The sequence below is a fragment of the Saccharopolyspora sp. ID03-671 genome (genome assembly GCF_045278815.1).
Taxonomy (GTDB): Bacteria; Actinomycetota; Actinomycetes; order Mycobacteriales; family Pseudonocardiaceae; genus Saccharopolyspora; species Saccharopolyspora ipomoeae.
The window spans coordinates 6,193,939-6,214,614 of record NZ_CP134054.1 but is presented as its reverse complement, the minus strand read 5'-3'; the positions used below and the strand labels follow the sequence as shown (position 1 = coordinate 6,214,614).

Sequence of the window (20,676 nt, the reverse complement as noted above, 5' to 3'; positions counted from 1 at the left end):
GATGGCAGAGACCGCACGGGCATTGTGGGTCACCGGGCACGGCCGGGGCGAGATCCGGCGCGCCGCGCTGCCCGAGCGTTCGCCGGATCAGGTGGCCGTGCGCACCCTGTACTCGGCGATCAGCCGGGGCACCGAAAGCCTCGTGCTGCACGGGCGGATCCCGCGCTCGCAGCACCAGCGGATGCGGGCGCCGTTCCAGGAGGGCGAGTTCCCGTGGCCGGTCAAGTACGGCTACCTCAACGTCGGTGCGGTCGAGGAGGGTCCGCCCGAGCTGGTCGGCCGCACGGTGTTCTGCCTCTACCCGCACCAGACCCGCTACGTCGTCCCCGCCTCGGCGGTGACCGTCGTGCCGCCGTCGGTCCCGGCGCGACGCGCGGTGCTGGCCGGAACGGTGGAGACCGCGGTCAACGCCGTCTGGGACGCCGCGCCGCTGATCGGCGACCGGATCGCGGTGGTCGGCGGCGGGATGGTCGGGTGCAGCGCGGCCGCGATCCTGGCCCGCGTCCCCGGAGTCCGGGTGCAGCTCGTCGACGTCGACCCGGCCCGCGAGGCCACCGCGCGCGCCCTGGGCGTCGGCTTCGCCGCGCCTGCCGATGCCGAAGGCGAGTGCGATCTCGTGGTGCACGCCAGCGGCAGCGAGCGGGGGCTGGCCCGGTCGCTGGAGCTGCTGGCCACCGAGGGCCGGGTGATCGAGCTGAGCTGGTACGGCGACCGGGCGGTGAGCGCGCCGCTGGGCGAGTCGTTCCACTCGCGGCGGCTGACGATCCGCGGCAGCCAGGTCGGCGCGGTCGCCCATCCCCGGCGCGATTTCGCGCAGCGGATGGGTCTGGCGCTGGAGCTGCTGGCCGATCCGGTCTTCGACCACCTGATCAGCGGTGAGAGCCCGTTCGGCGCTCTTCCCGATCTGCTGGCGGCGGGGCTTCCGGCGCTGTGCCACCGGATCGTCCACTGACCAGCACGAGCACGCCGGGCAGCGCGGCGATGAGGGTCAGCGCCCCGTAGGTCACCGAGGTCGCCAGGCCCTGCGCCGGGTCGAGCCCGGTGGCGGCGAAGGCCAGCGCGAGGAACGCCTCCCTCGGCCCGAATCCGCCGACGTTGATCGGCAGCGCCATCACCAGCAGCGCGAGCACGAGCAGCGGCAGCAGGACGCCCAGCGGCGCCTCCGCCCCGGAGGCGCGGGCCGCGACGAGGAACAGGGCCAGGTGCCCCGCGACGGTCGCCAGCGACGACACCGCCACCGGGGTCACCGCCCGCCGGGTGAGCACACCGCGCCGCGCGTCCCGCCAGAACGTCACCGCGGCTCGGCGCACCGCCGGGATCAGCAGCGCCGACCCGGCGAGCGCGCCGATCACCAGCAGCGCGGGCACCAGCGGCACCGGCACGACCGGGTCGATGACCAGCACGACCGCACCGACCGCCAGGAGCGCGAGCTGCCCGGCGAAGCGCTCCAGCAGCACGGCCCGCACGCCGCCGCCGAGGTCGCCGGAGCGGTTCCCGTGGCTGACGGCCCGGTGGACGTCGCCGAGCACCCCGGCCGGCAGCACGGCGTTGAGCAGCAGCGCGCGGTAGTAGTCGGCCAGCGCCACCCGCAGCGGCAACCGCAGGCCGAGGCCGCGTGCGACGACGCACCACCGCCACGCGCTGAAAGCCGTGGTGGCCAGCCCGATGCCCAGCGCCGCGAGCGCCGTCCGGGGACCGATCGCGCGCAGTCCGTTCAGGAAGGCGTCGGTGCCCAGCCGCCAGGCCAGAACCGCGAGGATCGCGGCCGCCACCAGCGCGCGCAGCCAGGGCCAGATGCGGCGGCTCACGTCCGCTCCCCCGGGATCACCAGGAGGTCGGCGTGCCCGACGACGGCCCGCAGTTCTCCGGCCCGCCGCAGGTAGTCAGGTGCTTCCGAGGTCAGGTCGGGGTCCTGCTCGCAGGCGGCGCCGATCCAGCCGCGCAGCCACTGCTCGGTCAGCGGGCCGGGTTCGAGCCGCCACGGGCTGGGGCCGGTCAGCACGGTCGCGCCGCGCGCCTCGAACGCGGCTGTGGCGTGCGCGACAGCGTCCGGGCCGAGCAGGTGGCGGCGCTGGTGCTGGTTGAAGGCCGCCTCGAACCGGGAGTCGAGCGGTCCCGGCGGGTCGAGCTCGACGCGGCCGGTGACGGTGAGCGTCAGCAGCGCGGGACACCCGGCCTCGACGCAGGCCGCCACGAGCGCGTCGACCTCCCGGGCGGTGAGCACGTCCAGCAACGCCGAAGCCGTGACCAGCGACGTCCCCACCAGCTCGGCCCCGCTCAGCGCCCCGATCTCCCCCACCCGAACCTCAACACCGGCCTCGTCGTCCACCGCGAGCGCCAGCAGCTCCGGATCCCGGTCCTGCAGCACCCAGCGCTCCGGGACACCGAGCCGTCCGCTCAACCACCTCCGCATCGACCCGGTGCCGCTCCCGAGATCGCGGATCGTCACCAGGGGACGGTTCTTCCTCGAATCACCCGGGGGTGATGCCCCTTTTGTCCGGTCAATTCGGGAAAAACCGTCGCCTGGCGACGCGACAACACCACGCGCAGGGGGTCGAGGAGGGCCGCCGCGCGGGCGGCGGCGTCGGCGGGTTCGCGGAGCGCCAACCACTCCGGGTCGAAACCGGCGGCGGTCATGCCTCCAGGCTAGTCAGCGCGTCGGCCAGCTGCCGCGCGGTCGCGTCCCAGCTCGGCAGCTGCGCGCGGCGGCGCAGCGCGGCGGCGCGCAGTCGGTCCCGGAACTCCGCGTCGGTGGCCCAGCGGCGCAGCGCCGTGGTCAGCGCGTCGAGGTCGCCCGGAGGCAGGAGCAGGCCGCCGTCGCCGAGGGCGTCGGGAACGGCGCCTGCGATGACCGGGACGCCCCGGGCCAGGCCTTCGGTGACGGCCATGCCGTAGGTCTCGGCCAGGGACGGCTGCACCAGCAGGTCCGCGCTCGCGTAGGCCTCGGCGAGATCGACGCCGGTGAGCGGGCCGAGGATCCGACCGCCCGCTTCCCGCAGCGCCCGCGCGTACTCGGGATCCCGTTCCGGACCGACGAAGTCGCAGTTCAGAGGCAGTTCTTCCAGCGCCCGCAGCAGCAGGTCCTGGCCCTTGCGCGGCATCAGCGCGGCGACGCACAGCAGCCGCGACACCCCGTCCGTCCCGGGCGCGACGGGAGCCGGGTCGGTCCCGGGCACCGCGATCCGGGCGCCGGGAATCCGCCGGGCCGTCCGCGGGCTGGTGGTGATCACGAGGTCCGCCGCGCTCAGCACCCGCTTCTCGGCCGCATCGAGTCGCGCGGCGACCTGGGCGCTCAGCCCGGTCTCGTCGGCCAGCGGCAGGTGGACCAGGATCGCGACGCGCAACCGGCGCGAGTGGGCGGTGATGACGTCGGGAACTCCGCAGGCCACGAGCCCGTCGAGCAGCACCGCCTCACCGTCGGCGATCCCGCCGAGCAGGTCGGCGAGCCGATCCAGCGCCGCGCGATCCGGCTCCGGCCAAGCCCCCGCGACGGCACCGCGGCGCACGTCGAACCCGAGTTCCGCCAGCCCTGCGGCGACCCGCCGGTCGTAGACGTTGCCGCCGCTGGGAAGCTCGTCGTCGGGGACGACGAAGTGGACTCTCACAGCGTCACTCTCAGAGGGCCCGTTCGTACCCGGCCCACGCCACGTGGGACTCGTGCAGCACGACCTTCAACCCGCTCAGCCCGCGCGCGGATTCGCCGAGCGCGCCGGAGCGGATCCGCTCGGCGAGCCGATCGGCGACGACCTGGGCGAGGAACTCCGTCGAGGTGTTGACCCCGGCGAACTCGTCGAGCTCGTCGAGGTTGCGGTAGTTGAGCTCGGCCAGCACCTCGCCGAGCTGCTCGGTCGCGCGGCCGATGTCGACGACGACGTTGTCGGCGTCGAGCTGCTCGCGCTGGAACGTCGCGTCCACCACGAACGTCGCGCCGTGCAGGCGCTGCGCGGGACCGAAGGTCTCGCCCCGGAAGCTGTGGGCGACCATGACGTGGTCGCGAACGGTGATGGTGAACAGGATGCGCCCTCCGTTCTCTCAGCGGGCCCGCCACGGACCTCCGCGCGCCAGCGACATCACGAGCCCGGCTAAGGCGGCGATGCCCATGGTGATCGCGGCGACCGCGAAGCCGAGCCGCACGGCGGGATCGTCGGCGTTGGCGGCGTAGGACGCAACACCGGACGAGCCGAGCCAGCTGGTGAGGATCAGCAGCGCCACCGCGGTCCCGGCGGCCTGGGCGCTGTTGAACAGCATCGACCGGATGCCGTTGGCCACGGCCCGCTGATCGCTGCCCACCCCGGCCATGATCGACCCCGTGTTGGGCGCGGTGAACAGGCCCGTCCCCGCCCCGATCAGCCCCAGGCACAGCGCCATGAGAAGCAGCGGAGCCCCGGGAACCGCGAGCTGCCCGGCCAGCCCGACGATGCCGACGACCACCAGCAGCGCACCGAGGCTGGACAGGGTCCGCGCCGACCAGCGCACCGACAGCCGGGCGCTGAGCGGCGCGCACAGCATCATCACCAGCGCCAGCGGCATCACGACGAACCCGGCTTCCAGCGCGGTCCGGTGCTCCACCATCTGCTGGTGCAGCCCGACCAGCACCACGACTCCGGCCCGGCAGAAGGAGTTGAAGAACGCCGCCGCGTACGCCTGCCCGCGGCCGGGCCGCTGCAGCAGTCGCAGGTCCAGCAGCGGTGCCGAGATCCTGCGTTCCACCAGCACGAACGCCACCAGCAGCGCGACGCCGAGCACGATCGCCGACGGCACGCGCGGATCGGCCGCGCCCCACGGTCCGATGCGGTTGATGCCGAACAGCAGCACCGCCAGTCCCGTGCTCGACAGCAGCGCCCCGGTGATGTCGAAGCGCTGCCGGGGTCCGCGAGCGCGCGGGATCTTCGGCAGCAACCGCGACCCCAACACCACGGCGAGGATCCCGATCGGCACGTTGACCAGGAACAACGCGTGCCAGTCTGCGAAGGTCACCAGCAGCCCGCCCAGCGCTGGCCCGATCATCTGCGCGATGGAGGCGGCCGTGATGTTCAGGCTCAACCCGTGCACCAGCCGGTTGGGCGGGAACACGTCGGTGAGGATCGCGGTCGTGTTCGTGACGGTCGTGGCGGCCGCGATCCCCTGCAGCACGCGCAGCACGATCAGCGTCGACGCGTTCGGCGCGAACGCGCACAGCAGGCTGATCACGGTGAAGCAGGCCAGCCCCGCGAGGTAGATCGTCCGCCGCCCGAGCATGTCCGAGATGCGGCTGAACACCAGGATGGACGCGGTGTTGCTGAGCATGAACGCCACGAGGAACCAGTCAGCGGTAGCAGCGGGGACCCGGAACGAAGCGGACAAGGCGGGCAGCGCCAGGTTCAGCGAGGTGGCGTTGACCAGCACCAACATCAACCCGAGCGTGGTCACCCCGAGCGCCCGACGACACCGGCGACGGACCTCCCTCTCGTCCTCCGCCAGCACTCCCACAGCACAACACTCCTTAGCCTCGCGAAGATGCTAACTCGGGAAACACCTCCCGAACGCCCACGCGAGACCCCGACCACACACTTCGTTCGAGACACTCCCCACTCATGGGGGTGCGCAGTTTTCATGAAAACTTCCCCCTCCTCGAAAACCGGAACACATCTGGAAGGAGTGGCCAGCGCTCAGGACGACGGACCCGAGTCGACCGGATCACGGCACTGATCCGCAAAGAGCGCGACCACGCGCGGAGTCCCGAGAGCAACGGCCGGGTCTGGAACCGGGCTTCGAATGCGGCTGGCTCCCGTTTCGTGGGGAGGGAAGTTTTCATGAAAACTTCGCCCTTGCGGGAGACGGGAGTGGGGACGGTTTTGGTCCGAACCGTCCTGGGACCACGTCGATGGTCATGGGACAGTTCGGACCAGAACCGGCGTCAGGCGACCGCGACCGCTGGGGATCTGCCGAGGACGTTGCCTGAGGCGTCGAGGGCTTCTACCGCGACCACGGCGTGGGCGCCCTGGATGTCGATCCTGGTTTCGAAGCCCGTCTTCTCCGCGTCCGCGACTGCGGTGAGGTTCTGGTCGTCCGGGCCCGCCAGGGCGCGCCACGTCGTGACCTCCGTGGCTCCGTTCCAGCTGGTGTAGACGCTGGTCACGCCGTCGCCGGGGCGACCCACGACCGCCGGGGGGTCCGCGGGTCTGCCGACCCACTGGGCCCTGTGGGCGCGGTAGGAGGCCATCGTTTCGGTGAATCGGCCGTGGAAGAGGACCTCGTTGTTCGGGCCGAACTCGGTGAAGTACGGCTGGCCGCCCCAGCCGACGAACATGTGGCCGTTGGCCAGCAGCTGCGCGTTGCCCTGGTTCGGGGCGAGCAGGCCCTCCGGGCTCTCCGCGCTGCGCAGCAGCGTCGCCGTCCTGGCCGCCTCGTCGACGTCGAGCGTCATGCCGCGCGACTTGGCGCGGCCGGCGGCGTCGGCGTTGTCGAAGAGGCTGATCGTGCCGTCGGAGTGCCGGCGAACGTCGTGCTGCCAGGCGAAACCGGCGTCCTCGCCCATCGCGAAGTCGCTCTTGCGGCCGCACAGGCGCCACTTCACCTCGCCCGAGGCGCGGTCGATGCGGTAGATGGCGTGGGTGCAGCGCGCCGAGATCAGCAGCGCGTCGCCGTCCTCGCAGATGGCGTTGAGGTGGATGTAGTCGTGGAAGGCCTCCGGGTCCTTCGGCACCGGGTAGAACGACTCGTCCAGGCCGACGTGCTCCAGGCTGTTCCACTCGAAGATCAGCTCACCGGAGGCGATGTCGATCTCCTGCACCACGCCTTCGAGGACCTTCGAGTTCGGCTGCCCGCCCACCGGCGTGGTGTCCAGCCGGACCTCGCGGTAGGCCAGGATCAGCGCCGTGCCCTGCGGGGTGATGACGAACTCGTGCAGGTCACCGGTCAGGTCGTTGGCCGGGACGACCTCGGCGATGCGCGCGTAGGCCTCGTCCATGATCACGAACTTGCCGTGACCGAAGCCCGGCGGGACGACGACCTTGCCCTCCCAGAACGTCAGCACCGGTTTCCCCTGGTACTGCTGCACCTTCAGGTCGAAGTTCACGCCCTCCGACGACGGACCGAACCAGACCGGCTGGCCGGTGTCGTCCATGAGCATCGCACCCGGCTGGATCGGGGCGCGCGGCGCGGGCGCGTTCACGTCCATCGTGCTGGCTCCGGTGGGCGTGAGCAGCACCTGCCCCGGCTCGGTGCCCGCGGCCGGGGTGATGATCTCCATCAGCGGCGGGTGCAGATCCGGCCGCGTGACCAGGTCCGCGCCCAGCGCGCCGACGGACGGCCGGGGCGCGGCCTGGGCCACGCCCGATAACGCCGCGGGAACCAGGGGCGCTGCGGCCAGCATCCGCAGCACGGATCTGCGGCCTAACTCGGTGGTGGACATGGGTCTCCTCGAAGCTGTGCGGCGGATATCAGGACTCGTACGGCGAGGTGAACTTGCCCTCGCGCTGGGTCTTCTCGACCAGGTCGCGGATCGAACCGGAGTCGTTGACGTGCGGGAACGGGTCGTCCGGCACCGGCACCTCCAGGAACTCGCACAGCCGGTCCCAGCCCTCGCCGACCTGGTAGGTCAGCAGCCGGTCGGCCGGGACGGCCTCCTGCACGGCCGCGTTGTGGGCCTCGAAGACCTTGATGGCGTGCGCGCGGTCGTCGAATCGACCGTCGAAGGTGCCGTTCCAGATCATCCGCTCTATGGTCGGCCGCATCTTGAGGCTGAAGTCGTCGTCGGCCGGCGGCTCCTGCACGAACTGGTAGATCGTGTTGAACACGCTGTCGTACCAGCGCTCCGGGTCGCGGACGGTGAGCAGCACCTTCGCGTCCGGGTAGAAGTCCATGAGCTCGCGCCAGAACGTGCAGCCCGGCCAGTCCACGGTGGACTCGAACCCGCCGAGCACCGTCTCCCAGTCCTCCACCTCCCCGTCCAGCGCCCGGTCCCAGTCCTTGGCGCGCTCGGGCTGCGCGATGACCTCGAACATGTGGTAGCACGGCGCGAAGCCGAGGTGCTCCAGCGCCGACTTCATCGACGCGGTACCGGTGCGGCCGAACCCGGCCCCGATGATCTTGACCATTTCCTTCGCTCCTTCGTCGGGTCTTCTTCAGCGCGTCTCGGTGATCAGGACGGCGCCCGCGGTCGCGTTGCTGGAGGCGTCGATGAGGACCGCGCCCCCGGTGAACCGGTTGTGCCGGTAGGGATCGCAGAACACCGGCTGCGCCAGCCGCAGCCGGACCTCGCCGATGTCGTTGAGCTGCAAGGATTCCGCCGGTCCGCGTTCCAGCGTGGTGACGTCGAGGCGTTCGCGGACCTCGGTGACGATCGCCTTGACCACGCGGGTGGTGTGCTTGAGCAGCAACCGGGTTCCCGGGGTGAGCGGGGACTTCGTCGACATCCAGCACACCGAGGCCGTCAGCTCCTCGGCGGCGACCGGCGGATCGTCCGGTGCGCACAGCATGTCGCCGCGCCCCACGTCGATGTCCTCGGCCAGCCGCAGCGCCACCGACTGCGGCGCCCGCCCGAGCTCCAGCTCGGCGTCGGCGGTGTCGACCGCGACGACGCGGCTGCGCATCCCGGACGGCAGGTGCAGCACCTCCTCGCCGGACGCGACGGTGCCCCCGGCGATCTGGCCCGCGTAACCCCGGTAGTCCTGCTCCTGCGCGCGGATCGCGTACTGCACCGGCATCCGGAACCGACCGGTCTCCTCGGCGACCTCCACCTGCTCCAGGTGCTCCAGCAGCGACGGCCCGTCGTACCAGGACATCTCGGTCGAGCGGTCCACGACGTTGTCGCCGCGCAGCGCCGAGATCGGGATGGCGGTGACCTCCCGCAGGTCGAGCCGCTCGGTGAACGCGGCGAACTCGCCGGTGATGGCGCGGAAGACCTCCTCGTCGTAGTCGACGAGGTCCATCTTGTTCACCGCCAGCACCAGCTGCGGCACCCGGAGCAGCCCGGCCAGCACGGCGTGCCTGCGGGACTGCTCGGTCAGGCCGTTGCGGGCGTCGACCAGCACGATCGCGAGGTCGGCGGTGGAGGCGCCGGTGACCATGTTGCGGGTGTACTGGGCGTGGCCCGGGGTGTCGGCGATGATGAACGCGCGCCGCGCGGTCTCGAAGTAGCGGTGCGCGACGTCGATGGTGATGCCCTGCTCGCGCTCGGCACGCAGCCCGTCGGTGAGCATCGCCAGGTCGAGCTGCTCGTCGCCGCGCTCCTCGCTGGCCACCTCCAGCTGTTCGAGCTGATCGGCCAGCAGCGACCTGGAGTCGTGCAGCAGGCGTCCGATCAGCGTGGACTTGCCGTCGTCGACCGCGCCCGCGGTGGCGAACCGCAGCAGGCTGTCGGCCGGGGCGAAGACCGGTTCGGTGGTGGTCATCAGAAGTATCCCTCCCGCTTGCGGTCCTCCATCGCCGCCGCGCTGGTGCGGTCGTCGGCGCGGGTCTGGCCGCGCTCGGAGATCCTGGTGGCGGCGATCTCGGCGATCACCTCGGACACCGTCGCGGCCTCCGAGGGGACCGCGCCGGTGCAGGTCATGTCGCCGACGGTGCGGAACCGCACGGACCGCTCGACCAGCTGCTCGTCGGGATCGCGCGGCAGGAACGGGTTGTCGGCGAGCAGCATCCGTCGCGCTCGAAGACCTTGCGGTTGTGGGCGAAGTAGAGCGACGGCAGTTCCACGTCCTCGCGGTCGATGTAGGTCCACACGTCGCGCTCGGTCCAGTTCGACAGCGGGAAGGCGCGCACGTTCTCGCCGGGGTGGATCAGGCCGTTGTAGAGGTTCCACAGCTCGGGGCGCTGGTTGCGCGGGTCCCACTGTCCGAAGCCGTCGCGGAACGACAGCATGCGCTCCTTGGCGCGGGCGCGTTCCTCGTCGCGGCGGGCTCCGCCGAAGAGCGCGTCGAAGCGGTGCTCGGCGATGGCTTCCAGCAGCGAGGCCGTCTGCAGCCGGTTCCGGCTGGTCAGGCCCTCGGGTTCGACGGTGCGGCCGGCGTCGATGGACTCCTGCACCGAGGCCACCACGAGCCGGACGCCGAGCTCGGCGGCTCGGCGGTCGCGGAAGTCGAGGACCTCCTCGAAGTTGTGGCCGGTGTCGACGTGCAGCACCGGGAACGGGATCGGGGCGGGGGCGAAGGCCTTCTCGGCGAGCTTGAGCAGCACCGCGGAGTCCTTGCCGCCGGAGAACAGCAGCGCGGGCCGGTCGCGTTCGGCGACGACCTCGCGGATCAGGTGCACCGCCTCGGATTCCAGTACGTCCACACGAGACAGTCCGGCCGGCATCAGCGACTCCCCTCGGGTCGATCGGACAGGGCGGCGAGCAGGTCCACGGCCAGCTCGCGGCGGCAGACCAGCAGGTCGGGAAGCCACGGGTCGGGGCGGTCGTAGACGAGCTCGGAACCGTCGAGGCGGCTGGTGTGGAGTCCGGCGGCTCGGGCGATGCCGACGGGGGCGGCGCTGTCCCACTCGTACTGCCCGCCGCCGTGCAGGTAGGCGTCGACCTCGCCGAGCACCACGGCGGTGATCTTGGCGCCGGCCGAGCCCATCGGCACCAGCTCGGCGCCGATCTGCTCGGCGATCTCGGTGACGAACTCCGGGGGGCGGCTGCGGCTGACCGCGATGCGCGGACGCGCGATGCCGTGCGTGGGCTGCTTGGGCGGCTCGCCGGTGCCGAGCACGACGCCCTGGGCGGGCAGGGCTACGGCTGAGGCGATGACCTCGTGCCGTTCGGCCAGCGCCACGTGCACCGCCCAGTCGCTGCGGCCCGGCTCGGTGAACTCGCGGGTCCCGTCGAGCGGGTCGACGATCCAGACACGTCGCCCGGCAACGCGTTCCGGACCGGACACGCCGTGCTCGGAGAGCACCGGGTCGTCCGGCCGTTCCTGCGCGAGCGCTTCGACGAGCAGCCGGTGCGCTGCGGCGTCACCGGCGTCACCGAGCGCCTTGGGGTCCGAAGTGGACTCCTCCCGCAGCTCGAGAAGGCGCTCCCCCGCCCGCTGCGCCAGCCCGGCGGCCAGCTCGTGGTCGTCCACGCTCACCCCACTACCTCCCTGTGTTCGTTCGCGGCGGCCCGCCGCGACATCGCATTGCGCAACGGCGGGATCGCCGCCCCGAGCAGAACGACCAGCGACCCGGCCGAGACCCCGGTCAGGACGTCCGTTCCGAGCATCATCAGCCCGGTGGTCACCAGCATCCCGCCGAGCAGCACCCGCACCGGCCGGTCCGGCACGCGCGCCGAGAACAGCGATCCCGCCAGCACACCGGGGATCGACCCGGCCAGCAACGACGCGACGAGTCCGATGTGGACGTCACCGGCGGCGAGGTGGCCGAGCGCCGAGACCAGCACGAGCGGGACGGCCTGGACGAGGTCGGTGCCGACCAGCCGCGCCGAGCTCAGCCCCCGGTTGAGCAGCAGCAGTACCACGATGATGATCGATCCGGAACCCACCGAAGTGGTACCCACGACCAGCCCGGCGACGGCGCCGAGCAGCACGGTAGGCACCGGCCGCACCCGAGTTCCGTCCGATGTGGACGCACGGCGGGACAGCACCATCCGCGCGAACAGGGTGAGCGCGGCCAGCAGCACCGCGGCGCCGACGATCTCCTTGAGCAGCGACTCGGCGCCCCGGCCCAGCGTTCCCGCCAGCAGCGATCCGGCCGCCGCGCAGGGCAGCGAGCCCAGGCACAACCAGCCCACCAGCTTCGGCTGCACGGTGCGGCGCCGCAGGTGCACCAGCGCGCCCAGCGGTTTCACCACCGCCGCCGCCACCAGGTCCGAGGACACCGCGGCCAGCGGCGGCACGCCGAAGACCAGCGTGAGCAGCGGCATCGTCAGCGCACCGCCGCCCATGCCCGTCACGCCCACCATCAGGCCGGTGAGCAGGCCGGTCGCCGCTACGCCGAGGTCCACGACCGCACCCAGCCCCGCGCGCGCAGCAACGCCACGACGCGCTCCACCGCCTCGTCCTGCGACAGCGCGGAGGTGTCCAGGACGAGGTCCGCGTCGTCGGGTTCCTCGTAGGGCGCGGAGACCCCGGTGAACTCCGGGATCGAGCCGCTGCGGGCCTTCCGGTAGAGGCCCTTGCGGTCGCGGCGCTCGCACTCGCCGAGCGGCGTGGCCACGTGGACCAGCACGAAACCGCCGGATTCGCGCACCATCCGGCGGACCGCGTCCCGGTCGGCGTGGTACGGCGCGATGGGCGCGCAGATCGCCGCGCCGCCGTGCCGGGTGATCTCGGCGGCGACGTAGCCGATGCGGCGGACGTTGCGGCTGCGGTCCTCGGCGGAGAAGCCGAGCCCCTCGCACAGCGTCCGGCGGACCACGTCGCCGTCGAGCAGCGTCACGGCGCGGTGGTCGTGGCGGCTGAGCTCGTCGCGCAGCGCGCGGGCCAGCGTCGACTTGCCCGCGCCGGACAGGCCGGTGAACAGCACGGTGAAGCCGCGCGCGGCCAGCGGCGGGTGCAGCCGGCGCTGCTGCTCGGCGATCGCGGGGGTGGTGAACCAGTCGGGGAGTTCCTCCCCGGCGTCCAGCAGCGCGCGCAGCCGCTCGTCGCTGAGGCCGGGGCGGCTGTCGGCCGGGGCGACGCGAGCGGCCGGGAGCCAGCGGTCGGAGCGGTCGCGGACCACCTCCGGTGGTTCCACGACCGGGATCGGGGCCTGGTCGAGGGCGGCCTCGGACAGCAGGTGGGTGGCGCCGTAGGCGGCCGCGACGTGCGCGGTCAGCAGCGCGTCGCGCTTCGGATCGGCGCGGTGGACCAGCGGGACCGGCACGATCGTGGTGCCCTCGGGCAGTTCCGGACGAGCCGCCAGCACCGATTGGACGAGCACCTCCGGACGCGGGCCGGTCATCCGCGGCAGCAGCAGGACGTGCGCGCCGAGCTCGGCGGCCGACTGCCGGACCTGGGCGAGCTCGCGGTGGTGCAGCGGCGCCGAGGGCAGCACGCCGAGCACCGGACCGGCCGGGAGGTCCGAGCGGACCTGGTCAGCGGGAGGGCGCAGCCGGCGCAGCACGCCGGAGGGCTCCTCGGCCGCCAGCACCGGGCCCGCGACGTGCGAGCCGGACTCGTCGGCCCAGGGGCGCTCGTTGCGGACGACCGCCACGGGCGCGCCCTCGACGTCGCGCAGCTCGACCTCGTCGGCCGCGGCGATCTCGTCGGGAACCGCGAGGGTGATCGGTTCCGGCCAGGCGACGTCGGTGGTCAGGCGCTGCCGGGTGCGGGCCGACTCGACCTCGTCGGCGGGCAGGAACCCGGGCAGCGGGGCGAAAGCGCCGTCCAGCAGCAGTTCCACATCGGACAGTTGAGCGGGTTCGGGGACCCAGGTCGCGCGACGCTGCGGACCGGCGGGGATTTCGGCGTTCCCGCCGGAACGATCGGCATCCGTTCCGTTCGCGCTCACAGGCACCTCGGTCCTCAGCTCGGGGACGAACCGGTCCATCCCGTGGGACGTCTGGATCCATACGGTGGCCGACCACTCCCACCCGGAGGAACCCGGTGACGATTACTCGCCAGTTCCGGTTTTTCCCAAGCGTGGAAGAGAATTCACGTGTTCGCGCAGGCCACAACCAGACATAGTTCGTGTACCACGCGAGTGATCCGCTCGCAGTGCGCGTGCGCCCGGGCGAGTGCCGAGGCCGCGCGACGAGCCCGTCAGCTCATCGCGACCGATCGCCGTTCACCGGGGTCCGCACGTCGTTAACGCGGCGAGGACCGTTGCCGTTTTTCCCGCGCGACGTGCGCGACCCCGGCTCACCGTCGCGAAGGTGAGCCGGGGTCGCTGTGAGGGGGAACCTCACCAGGGGGTGGTTCTTCCTCTGGTTGGCCGGGCAGAGCGGACTTCGATCACGGGTGATTCGAGGAAGAACCGTCCTGCTCCAGGAGTTCAGCTCTCCGCCGGGTAGCCGAACCGCATGAGCGCCTGCGGGATGAGGGACGTGCCGAGGCGCTCGGCCAGCCCCGTGCGCACCTCCCGCATGTGCAGCGGCTGGGTCATCATCGACACCGACAGCCCCGCGCTGGTGGCCTCCAGCCACGCGCGCTCGACGGCCTGACCCGCGCGCACGTGATCGACCGGGCGGTCGCCGCGCGTGCCGATCAGCAGCACCGATTCCTCGCGGAGGAGCCGCGCGAGGACGTGCTCGTCGGGCAGGTGCGTGGTCCGCGCGGTCAGCCCGACCGCGGCCAGGCCGCGCAGTTCACCGGACTCGTGCTGCAACCGGCGGCCCTCCGGCGTCGCCCACCCGGTCAGCTCCCGGGTGTAGCCGACGTCGGCGTGGAAGGCGTTCGCCGAGCGGCTCAGGATCCGCGCGATCTCAGCGGCCTCGGCGGACGATCCGACCCAGCGCCCGCCGCCCCGCGGATCGGCGGCGGCGTCGAGGATCTTCTCGCGGAACAGCTCGGGCACGGGCCTGCGGGAGAACGGCTCGCGGTGGCTGTGGCGCTTCGGGATCGCCTCGGCCCAGCCCGCCTCGCGCGGGCTCGGCCCCGACGGCTCCCCGGCGGTGACGGCCGCGGACACCAGGCCGCTGGTCGCCCCGAACTCGACCTGCGCCGTCCAGCCCAGGTTGCGCACCGCCAGGACCAGGTTCATCAGCGCCGCACCGCACGAGATCCGCTGGTCGCGGCCCTGCGGGTCGTGGTCCATCACCGGCGCCGGGTTCTCGCGCAGCACCGCCGTGCGGTGGTGCAGGGTCAGCGTCCAGGGTCGGCTGTTGTGCACCGACGGGGCGTGCCCGACCGATTCGCAGAGCTCCTCGATCTCGACCGGCGACCAGCCCAGCTCCCGAGCACGGACGTCCTCGACCTGCTGCGCCACAGTCATCTGATCACCCTCCCCGATCTCCTTCCGCCCTACCTCAGGGCGGCCTGCAGCCGGGCGCGACGCGCCCCTCGACCGCCACCGACACTCCACGCCCCCGCCCGGGCCCCACAGGGGACAAAGTCCCGACCGACCGGACATGTCACCCATCCCGGTGAGAGCGACCGCACCGGCCCGTCGCAAAAGGGCTTGACCGCCCGCCGGGTGTGACCCATCTCGTTTCGCTTCGGTTGCGCGCGTCAACTACGTTCGAACGCATGACCGCTCGTTCGACGCCGCCGCTGGACCTGCCGATCGCCGGGCTCGCCGGGCTGTTCGCCACCTCGGGGGTGCTGCACCTGGTCAGACCCCAGATCTTCGAGCCGCTGATCCCTCACTGCCCGCGCGCACGACCGTGGAGGTCTCCGGGGTCGCCGAGATCGCGTGCGCCGCCGGGCTGCTGCACCCGCGCACCCGCGGCGCCGCCGGGCTCGCCAGCGCCGCGCTGCTGGTCGGCGTCCTGCCCGGCAACGTCAAGATGAGCGTCGACGCGGGCAAGCGCGCCCGCCGCAAGCCCGGTGCGAAGTCCGCCGCCTTCTTCGCCGGAACGCTGGCCCGGCTCCCCCTCCAGTGGCCGATGATCCGCACCGCCCTGCGCGCCGGAGGCCGTTAGAAGGCGCAGGGCAGCTCGGTGACGCCGTGGACGAAGCTGGTGCGCTGCCGGACCGGTTCGGCCGTGGCGTGGATGTCGGGGACGCGGGTGAACAGCTCCCGCAGCATCAGCCGGATCTCGCGCCGCGCCAGGTGCGCACCGAGGCAGAAGTGCGGTCCGCGCGAACCGAAGCCCAGGTGCGGGTTGGGGTTGCGCAGCACGTTGAACCGGTAGGGGTCGACGAACACCGTCTCGTCCCGGTTGGCCGACACGTAGTACATGATCAGCCGGTCGCCGGTCCGGTAGCGCTGGCCCAGCAGGTCGACGTCGTGCTTGACGGTCCGCCGCATCCAGTTCACCGGGGTCGCGTAGCGCAGGACCTCCTCGACCGCGGTCGGCAGCCGCCCGTCGAGATCGGCCAGCACCAGGTCGCGCTGATCGGGGTGCTCGGTGAACAGGGCGAGCGCGTGCGAGAGGGCGTTGCGGGTGGTCTCGTTGCCCGCCACGACCAGCAGCACGAAGAGCTTGCCCAGTTCGAGGTCGCTGAGCGCTTCGCCGTCGACGTCGCCGTGGACCATCGCGGTCACCACGTCGTCGGCCGGCTCGGCCCGGCGGGCCACGGCGAGCTCGCCCATCAGCTCGTGCATGTACCGCGCGCTGTCGAGCAGCACCTCGGTGCGGGAGCGGCCGCGCGGGTCCTCGTGGTTGGGGTCGCCGACGGCGGCGATGAGGTCGTTGGTGGCCGCGACGACCTCGGGTCGCGCGGAGGCCGGGACGCCCATCATCCGGCACACGATCTCCAGCGGCATGGGCGTGGCGACCTCGGTGACGAAGTCGCACGGGCCGCGCTCGACGAGCGCGTCGACGATCTCGGTGGCCAGCAGGGCGACGTCGTCGGAAGCCTTGTCGATCATGCGCGGGGTGAAGGCGCGGGCCACGATGCGGCGCAGCCGCGCGTGCAGCGGGTCGTCCAAGCTGAGCATCGAGCCCATCAGCTCGTCGACCTCCGGTGGCGGGTCGTCGAGCCCCACGGCGACGGGCTCCGAGCTGAACACCTGCGGGTTGCGGCTGACCTCGGCGACCTGGTCGTAGCGGGTGAGGGCGTAGAAACCGGTGCCGTCGGCGAGCGGGCAGTGCACGGGCTCATCGGCCGCGCGCATCGCGGCGAACGCCCGGTCCCACTCGGAGCGGGGCCGTGCCCAGAAGTCGAGGTCCGACAGATCGATGGAGTTCATAGCGGTCTCCCAACTCGATCTCCGACGCTAGGATCTTCCGCTTGCACAGCCCTTTCACGGGCGGCTCAGGTGCGCGAGGTGAGCCGCCACAGCGAGGTGACCTCGTCCCGACGAGCCGCGTGCAGCGGGTCGGTGGGGTCCGCGGCGCGCGGGTGGCGCGGCGCGGTGTCGTGGCGCTCGACCACGGACAGACCCGCCTCGGCGATCCGCCGCAGGAGCTCGGCTCGGGTGCGCAGGCCCAGGCGTTCGGCGAGGTCGGAGAGCACCAACCAGCCTTCACCGCCCGGTTCGAGATGATCGGCCAGACCGTCCAGGAATCGGCGCAGGACGTCCGAATCCTCGTCGTACACGCCGAGTTCCAGCGCCGAGGTCGGCCGCGCGGGGATCCACGGCGGGTTGCACACGACGACGTCGGCGCGCCCGCTCGGCCACAGGTCGGCGAGTTCGACCCGCACCCGCTCGACGAGCCCCAGGTCCTCGACGTTCGCGCGGGCGCAGGCCACGGCGCGCGGGTTGATGTCGGTCGCCACCACGCGAGCGCCGCGCCGCGCGAGAACCGCTGCCAGGACGCCGGTTCCGGTACCGAGGTCGAACACCGCCGGCTCGGGCGAGGGCAGCGGCGCGGCGGCGACGAGGTCGACGTACTCGCCCCGGACCGGGGAGAACACGCCGTAGTCGGGACGGATCTTCGCGCCGAGGGCGGGCACGTCGACACCGGTCAGGTGCCACTGGTGCGCGCTGATCACGCCGAGCAGTTCGGGCACCGACACGCACATCGGCTCCCCCGTCGGCTCGCCGTAGGCGTGCGCGCACGCCTCGCGCACGTCGGGCGCGCCGCGCAGCTGCGGCCGGTGCTCGGCGTCGAGCAGCACGAGCACCTTGCCGAGCAGTTCGGCCCGCTCGGCACGGGCGGTGCGCTGCGCGTGGAACAGCTCCGCGGGGTCGCCGCCCTCGGGTTCGGGCCGGAGGCGGCGCAGGCGGCGGTCCAGGTCCTGCACCAGGCGCCGGACGGCGTGGAAGTCGCCGCGGCACAGCATCGCCGCGCCGGACTCGGCGGTGCGGTGGGCGGCCTTGGCGGTGGTGCGGTCGTCGATGACGACGACGGTCGAGGGCGCGGGCGCCGAGTTCTCGGAATGCCAGCGGGCGGAGTGGGTCGATCCGTTCTCGGACCAGCTGATCGTCTTCAACGCCTGCTCCTGCGAGTGCCTCGGGTCGGGCAGCGCTCCGCAGGAGTGCGTCCGGTTCTCCAACTTTGCCCCCATCCTCCCACGAGCCGGAATCCGTTGGGCCGGACGATCGACATTCGTGGGCCGTCCGTGTGGCAAGAACGGGAAACCGCCCGCTCACCGGGGAGAATCGAGCGCACCGCAGCAAGAGGTGGGACATGTCCGGTGCGCTCTCGGGATCACGGCCCAACATCGTGCTGATCGTCCTCGACGACCTGGGGTACGGGGACCTCGGCTGGTACGGCTCGCCGATCGCCACACCGCGCATCGACGAGATCGGCCGCCGCGGCACGACCTTCCGGCAGGCCTACGCCGGCGCGCCCATCTGCACGCCCTCCCGCGCGGCGCTGTTGACCGGCCGCTACGCGCAGCGCGTCGGGTTGCCGGTGGTGCTGTGGCCGGAGGAGGAACGCGGGCTGCCGGAGTTCGAGCGCACCGTGGCCGAGGTGCTGCGATCGGCCGGGTACCGCACCGGCGTCTTCGGCAAGTGGCACCTCGGCGACCCGCGGTTGTCCGGCAACCCGTGGGACGCCCAGCCCGAATTCCTGCCGTCCGCGCACGGTTTCGACCACTACTGCGGGATTCCCTACAGCAACGACCAGGGTTGGGGCGACGAGCGGCGACTTCCGCTGTACCGGGGCGACGCGGTGGCCGTCGACGACGTCAACACCGAGCGCGGGCAGGAAGTCCTGGCCGGGCAGTACACCGACGCCGCGATCGCGTTCATCCGCCGGAGCGCCGCCGAGCGGCGGCCGTTCTTCGCCTACGTGCCGCACAGCGCGGTGCACCAGCCGTTCCACGTGCCCGAGGAGACCGGCGGTGTCGACGGCCGCTACCCCGACATCGTCCGCGAGGTCGACCGGCAGGTGGGGAGGCTGCTCGACGAGCTGCGGGCGCTGGAGCTGGTGGACTCCACGCTGGTGATCCTCACCAGCGACAACGGACCGTGGTACGCGGGCAGCACCGGAGGGCTGCGCGGGCGCAAGACCGATCCGTTCGAGGGCGGCATCCGGGTGCCGCTGCTGGCCCGCTGGCCCGGGCGCGTCCCGGTCGCCGAGAACCGGTACCCGATCTCGTTCGTCGACGTGCTGCCGACGCTGGCCGACCTGGCCGGTGCCGCGCCGCCCGCCGACCGCCCGCTCGACGGCATCAGCATCGCTCCCGCGCTGGCCGGCGAGCCGATGCCGCCGGGTCGCACGCTGTACTTCTACGGCGATCTGGAGGAGGGGCCGAACGGGGAGGTCCGGCAGGACTGGGTGTGGAACGTCGCCGCGCTGCGCCAGGACCGGTGGAAGCTGCTGTGGCCGGCCACGGTGTGGCCGGAGCTGGGGCGCGAGATGCTGATCGACCTGGACCGCGACCCCGGCGAGACCACCGACGTCGCCGCCGCGCACCCGCTGATCCGCGACTCCCTGGCCGAGCGGGCGCGGATCTTCAACGACGACGTCCGCGGCAACCGGGCCGCCGCGGTCGAGCGCACCAGGCGGAAGCGGTGATCCGGATGCGAAGATGCGCAGGTGAGCGTCAAGGACCTGTGCCCGTGCGGCCTCGGTGAGCCCTACTCCGCGTGCTGCGGCCCGCTGCACGCCGGTGAACGCGACGCGGCCACGGCCGAGCAGCTGATGCGCTCGCGCTACTCCGCTTTCGCCGTCGGCGACGCCGACTACCTGCTGCGCACCTGGCACCCGAAGACCCGTCCGGCCGAGCTCGACCTCGACCCGGCGCAGCGCTGGCTGCGCCTGGAGATCGTCTCCCGCACCGGCGGCGGCCCGTTCGACGCCGAGGGCACGGTCGACTTCATCGCCCGCTACCGCCACGACGGCCGCACCCACGTCCTCTCCGAGCGCAGCCGCTTCACCCGAACCGCCAAGACCTGGCTCTACGTGGACGGCGACGTCGAGGCGTGAACGTCACCAGGGGACAGTTCTTCCTCGAATTGACCGGACATCTCGGACAACGATCATGGGTGATTCGAGGAAGAACCACCCCTGCCGAACACCGCACACCCCGCCCCCAAACCCGAGATCCACATCCGGAGACCACCCACCCCCGCGGTCAAGAACCGCAACATTCATCGCGTCGAAAACCGCAACATTCATCGCGTCGAAAACCGCAACATTCGTCGTGCGAAAACTGCGGTTTTCGAGCGACGAAAACCGGGGTTTTCGACCGGGGGTCGTCTGGGTGGGTGAGGGGTGGGGTTATCTGGCCGGTTTGGGGAGGTAGGACTTGGGGGTGAAGGTGAAGATCGTGTAGGTGCGGTCTTCGAGGGTGAAGCGGGCGTGCTTGGTCATGCCGAGGGCGCGGTGGACCTTGAGCGAGCGCTGGTTGGTGTTCTCGATGAACAACGCGGCGCTCGGGTAGCGGTCGCCGAGCATGAGGGCCATGCCGGAGAGCAGCAGGCGGACCACTCCCCTGCCCCGGTACTTCGGGGCCACCACGACCGGGCCGTAGTAGAGGACCGGACCTTCGAGCTTGCTCGTCAGCTGGACCGTCCGCTGCGCGGGCGGGGGCATCGGGCCGTCACCTTCGGAGGTGAGCACGACTCCGGCGATCTTGCCCTTGTCCTCGGCCAGGAAGATGCCCGGCCCGCCGGCGAAGGCCTCCAGCGCCGCCTCGTCCCACTCACCCTGGACGAACCCCCGCTCGCCCCGCTCCTCCTCGGGCACCGCGGCCTCGTGCGCGGAGCGGAGCAGGTCGAGGATCGCGGGCCGGTCCTCCTCGGTCGCCAGGCGTACTGCAATGGGCATGCCGCGAAGCCTAACCGGCGCTGCGA

The 20,676-nt window shown here is 72.2% G+C and carries 20 protein-coding genes and 1 pseudogene; 4 read left to right on the top strand and 17 right to left on the bottom strand.

Features of this window, described 5'->3' with window-relative positions; genetic code table 11:
• Position 1 precedes the first annotated feature (1 nt).
• Positions 2 to 952 carry a zinc-binding alcohol dehydrogenase gene (locus REH65_RS28880; protein WP_406689909.1) on the top strand — a complete coding sequence of 317 codons (951 nt, stop codon included), beginning with the start codon at positions 2 to 4 and terminating at the stop codon, positions 950 to 952.
• On the opposite strand, the gene REH65_RS28875 is transcribed toward REH65_RS28880, so the two are convergent.
• The 14 genes and pseudogenes from REH65_RS28875 to REH65_RS28810 form a co-directional block, all read right to left on the bottom strand.
• On the bottom strand, positions 870 to 1,808 hold the full coding sequence (locus REH65_RS28875) for a YbhN family protein (RefSeq protein WP_406689908.1): 939 nt from the start codon (positions 1,806 to 1,808) through the stop codon (positions 870 to 872). The two genes, REH65_RS28880 and REH65_RS28875, sit on opposite strands and share 83 nt — an antisense overlap.
• Entirely contained in the window at positions 1,805 to 2,449 is a 645-nt protein-coding gene (locus REH65_RS28870) for an SAM-dependent methyltransferase (RefSeq protein WP_406689907.1), read from the bottom strand. The genes REH65_RS28875 and REH65_RS28870 overlap by 4 nt, the downstream gene beginning before the upstream one ends.
• A complete protein-coding gene (locus REH65_RS28865; RefSeq protein ID WP_406689906.1) occupies positions 2,446 to 2,637 on the bottom strand; it encodes a hypothetical protein in 192 nt (63 codons plus the stop codon). Before REH65_RS28865 ends, REH65_RS28870 begins: the two co-directional genes overlap by 4 nt.
• Positions 2,634 to 3,605: a glycosyltransferase family 4 protein gene (locus tag REH65_RS28860; protein WP_406689905.1), complete on the bottom strand. Its 972-nt coding sequence runs from the start codon at positions 3,603 to 3,605 to the stop codon at positions 2,634 to 2,636. The genes REH65_RS28865 and REH65_RS28860 overlap by 4 nt, the downstream gene beginning before the upstream one ends.
• A gap of 10 nt (positions 3,606 to 3,615) precedes the next feature.
• On the bottom strand, positions 3,616 to 4,014 hold the full coding sequence (locus REH65_RS28855) for a 6-carboxytetrahydropterin synthase (protein WP_281453999.1): 399 nt from the start codon (positions 4,012 to 4,014) through the stop codon (positions 3,616 to 3,618).
• Positions 4,015 to 4,032: 18 nt separating this feature from the next.
• Positions 4,033 to 5,469, bottom strand: a complete 1,437-nt coding sequence (locus tag REH65_RS28850) for an MFS transporter (protein ID WP_406689904.1) — start codon at positions 5,467 to 5,469, stop codon at positions 4,033 to 4,035.
• 427 nt (positions 5,470 to 5,896) lie between these two features.
• Positions 5,897 to 7,393, bottom strand: a complete 1,497-nt coding sequence (locus tag REH65_RS28845; protein WP_406689903.1) for an arylsulfotransferase family protein — start codon at positions 7,391 to 7,393, stop codon at positions 5,897 to 5,899.
• Between the two features lie 28 nt (positions 7,394 to 7,421).
• Complete coding sequence (locus REH65_RS28840) at positions 7,422 to 8,078, bottom strand: sulfotransferase family protein (RefSeq protein ID WP_406689902.1); 657 nt, start codon at positions 8,076 to 8,078, stop codon at positions 7,422 to 7,424.
• 27 nt (positions 8,079 to 8,105) lie between these two features.
• Positions 8,106 to 9,374: a sulfate adenylyltransferase subunit 1 gene (locus REH65_RS28835; protein ID WP_406689901.1), complete on the bottom strand. Its 1,269-nt coding sequence runs from the start codon at positions 9,372 to 9,374 to the stop codon at positions 8,106 to 8,108.
• Positions 9,374 to 10,275 (bottom strand): annotated as a pseudogene (cysD, locus tag REH65_RS28830) (sulfate adenylyltransferase subunit CysD). Before cysD ends, REH65_RS28835 begins: the two are co-directional and overlap by 1 nt.
• Entirely contained in the window at positions 10,275 to 11,030 is a 756-nt protein-coding gene (locus tag REH65_RS28825; protein WP_406689900.1) for a 3'(2'),5'-bisphosphate nucleotidase CysQ, read from the bottom strand. The pseudogene cysD and the gene REH65_RS28825 overlap by 1 nt, the downstream one beginning before the upstream one ends.
• Positions 11,027 to 11,902 (bottom strand): sulfite exporter TauE/SafE family protein, encoded by an 876-nt coding sequence (locus REH65_RS28820; protein ID WP_406689899.1) that lies wholly within the window; start codon positions 11,900 to 11,902, stop codon positions 11,027 to 11,029. The genes REH65_RS28825 and REH65_RS28820 overlap by 4 nt, the downstream gene beginning before the upstream one ends.
• Positions 11,887 to 13,389 carry an adenylyl-sulfate kinase gene (cysC, locus tag REH65_RS28815; protein WP_406689898.1) on the bottom strand — a complete coding sequence of 501 codons (1,503 nt, stop codon included), beginning with the start codon at positions 13,387 to 13,389 and terminating at the stop codon, positions 11,887 to 11,889. The genes REH65_RS28820 and cysC overlap by 16 nt, the downstream gene beginning before the upstream one ends.
• A 483-nt stretch (positions 13,390 to 13,872) precedes the next feature.
• On the bottom strand, positions 13,873 to 14,811 hold the full coding sequence (locus REH65_RS28810; RefSeq protein WP_406689897.1) for a nitroreductase family protein: 939 nt from the start codon (positions 14,809 to 14,811) through the stop codon (positions 13,873 to 13,875).
• A gap of 391 nt (positions 14,812 to 15,202) precedes the next feature.
• Between REH65_RS28810 and REH65_RS28805 the strand changes: the two genes are divergently transcribed.
• Positions 15,203 to 15,460 carry a hypothetical protein gene (locus REH65_RS28805; protein ID WP_406689896.1) on the top strand — a complete coding sequence of 86 codons (258 nt, stop codon included), beginning with the start codon at positions 15,203 to 15,205 and terminating at the stop codon, positions 15,458 to 15,460.
• Here REH65_RS28805 and REH65_RS28800 read toward each other — a convergent pair.
• Together REH65_RS28800 and REH65_RS28795 are read right to left on the bottom strand one after the other, a co-directional pair.
• Positions 15,457 to 16,674, bottom strand: coding sequence for a cytochrome P450 (locus REH65_RS28800; protein ID WP_406689895.1), 1,218 nt, complete (start codon positions 16,672 to 16,674; stop codon positions 15,457 to 15,459). The genes REH65_RS28805 and REH65_RS28800 overlap by 4 nt on opposite strands.
• A gap of 65 nt (positions 16,675 to 16,739) precedes the next feature.
• Entirely contained in the window at positions 16,740 to 17,861 is a 1,122-nt protein-coding gene (locus REH65_RS28795) for a methyltransferase (protein ID WP_406693261.1), read from the bottom strand.
• A 197-nt stretch (positions 17,862 to 18,058) separates the two neighbouring features.
• On the opposite strand from REH65_RS28795, the gene REH65_RS28790 reads away from it, so the two are divergent.
• Both REH65_RS28790 and REH65_RS28785 read left to right on the top strand, forming a co-directional pair.
• Complete coding sequence (locus REH65_RS28790) at positions 18,059 to 19,396, top strand: sulfatase-like hydrolase/transferase (protein WP_406689894.1); 1,338 nt, start codon at positions 18,059 to 18,061, stop codon at positions 19,394 to 19,396.
• Positions 19,397 to 19,417: 21 nt separating this feature from the next.
• Positions 19,418 to 19,807, top strand: coding sequence for a YchJ family protein (locus REH65_RS28785; RefSeq protein WP_406689893.1), 390 nt, complete (start codon positions 19,418 to 19,420; stop codon positions 19,805 to 19,807).
• A gap of 294 nt (positions 19,808 to 20,101) precedes the next feature.
• Here REH65_RS28785 and REH65_RS28780 read toward each other — a convergent pair whose 3' ends face one another.
• Entirely contained in the window at positions 20,102 to 20,650 is a 549-nt protein-coding gene (locus REH65_RS28780) for an N-acetyltransferase family protein (RefSeq protein ID WP_406689892.1), read from the bottom strand.
• Positions 20,651 to 20,676 lie beyond the last annotated feature (26 nt).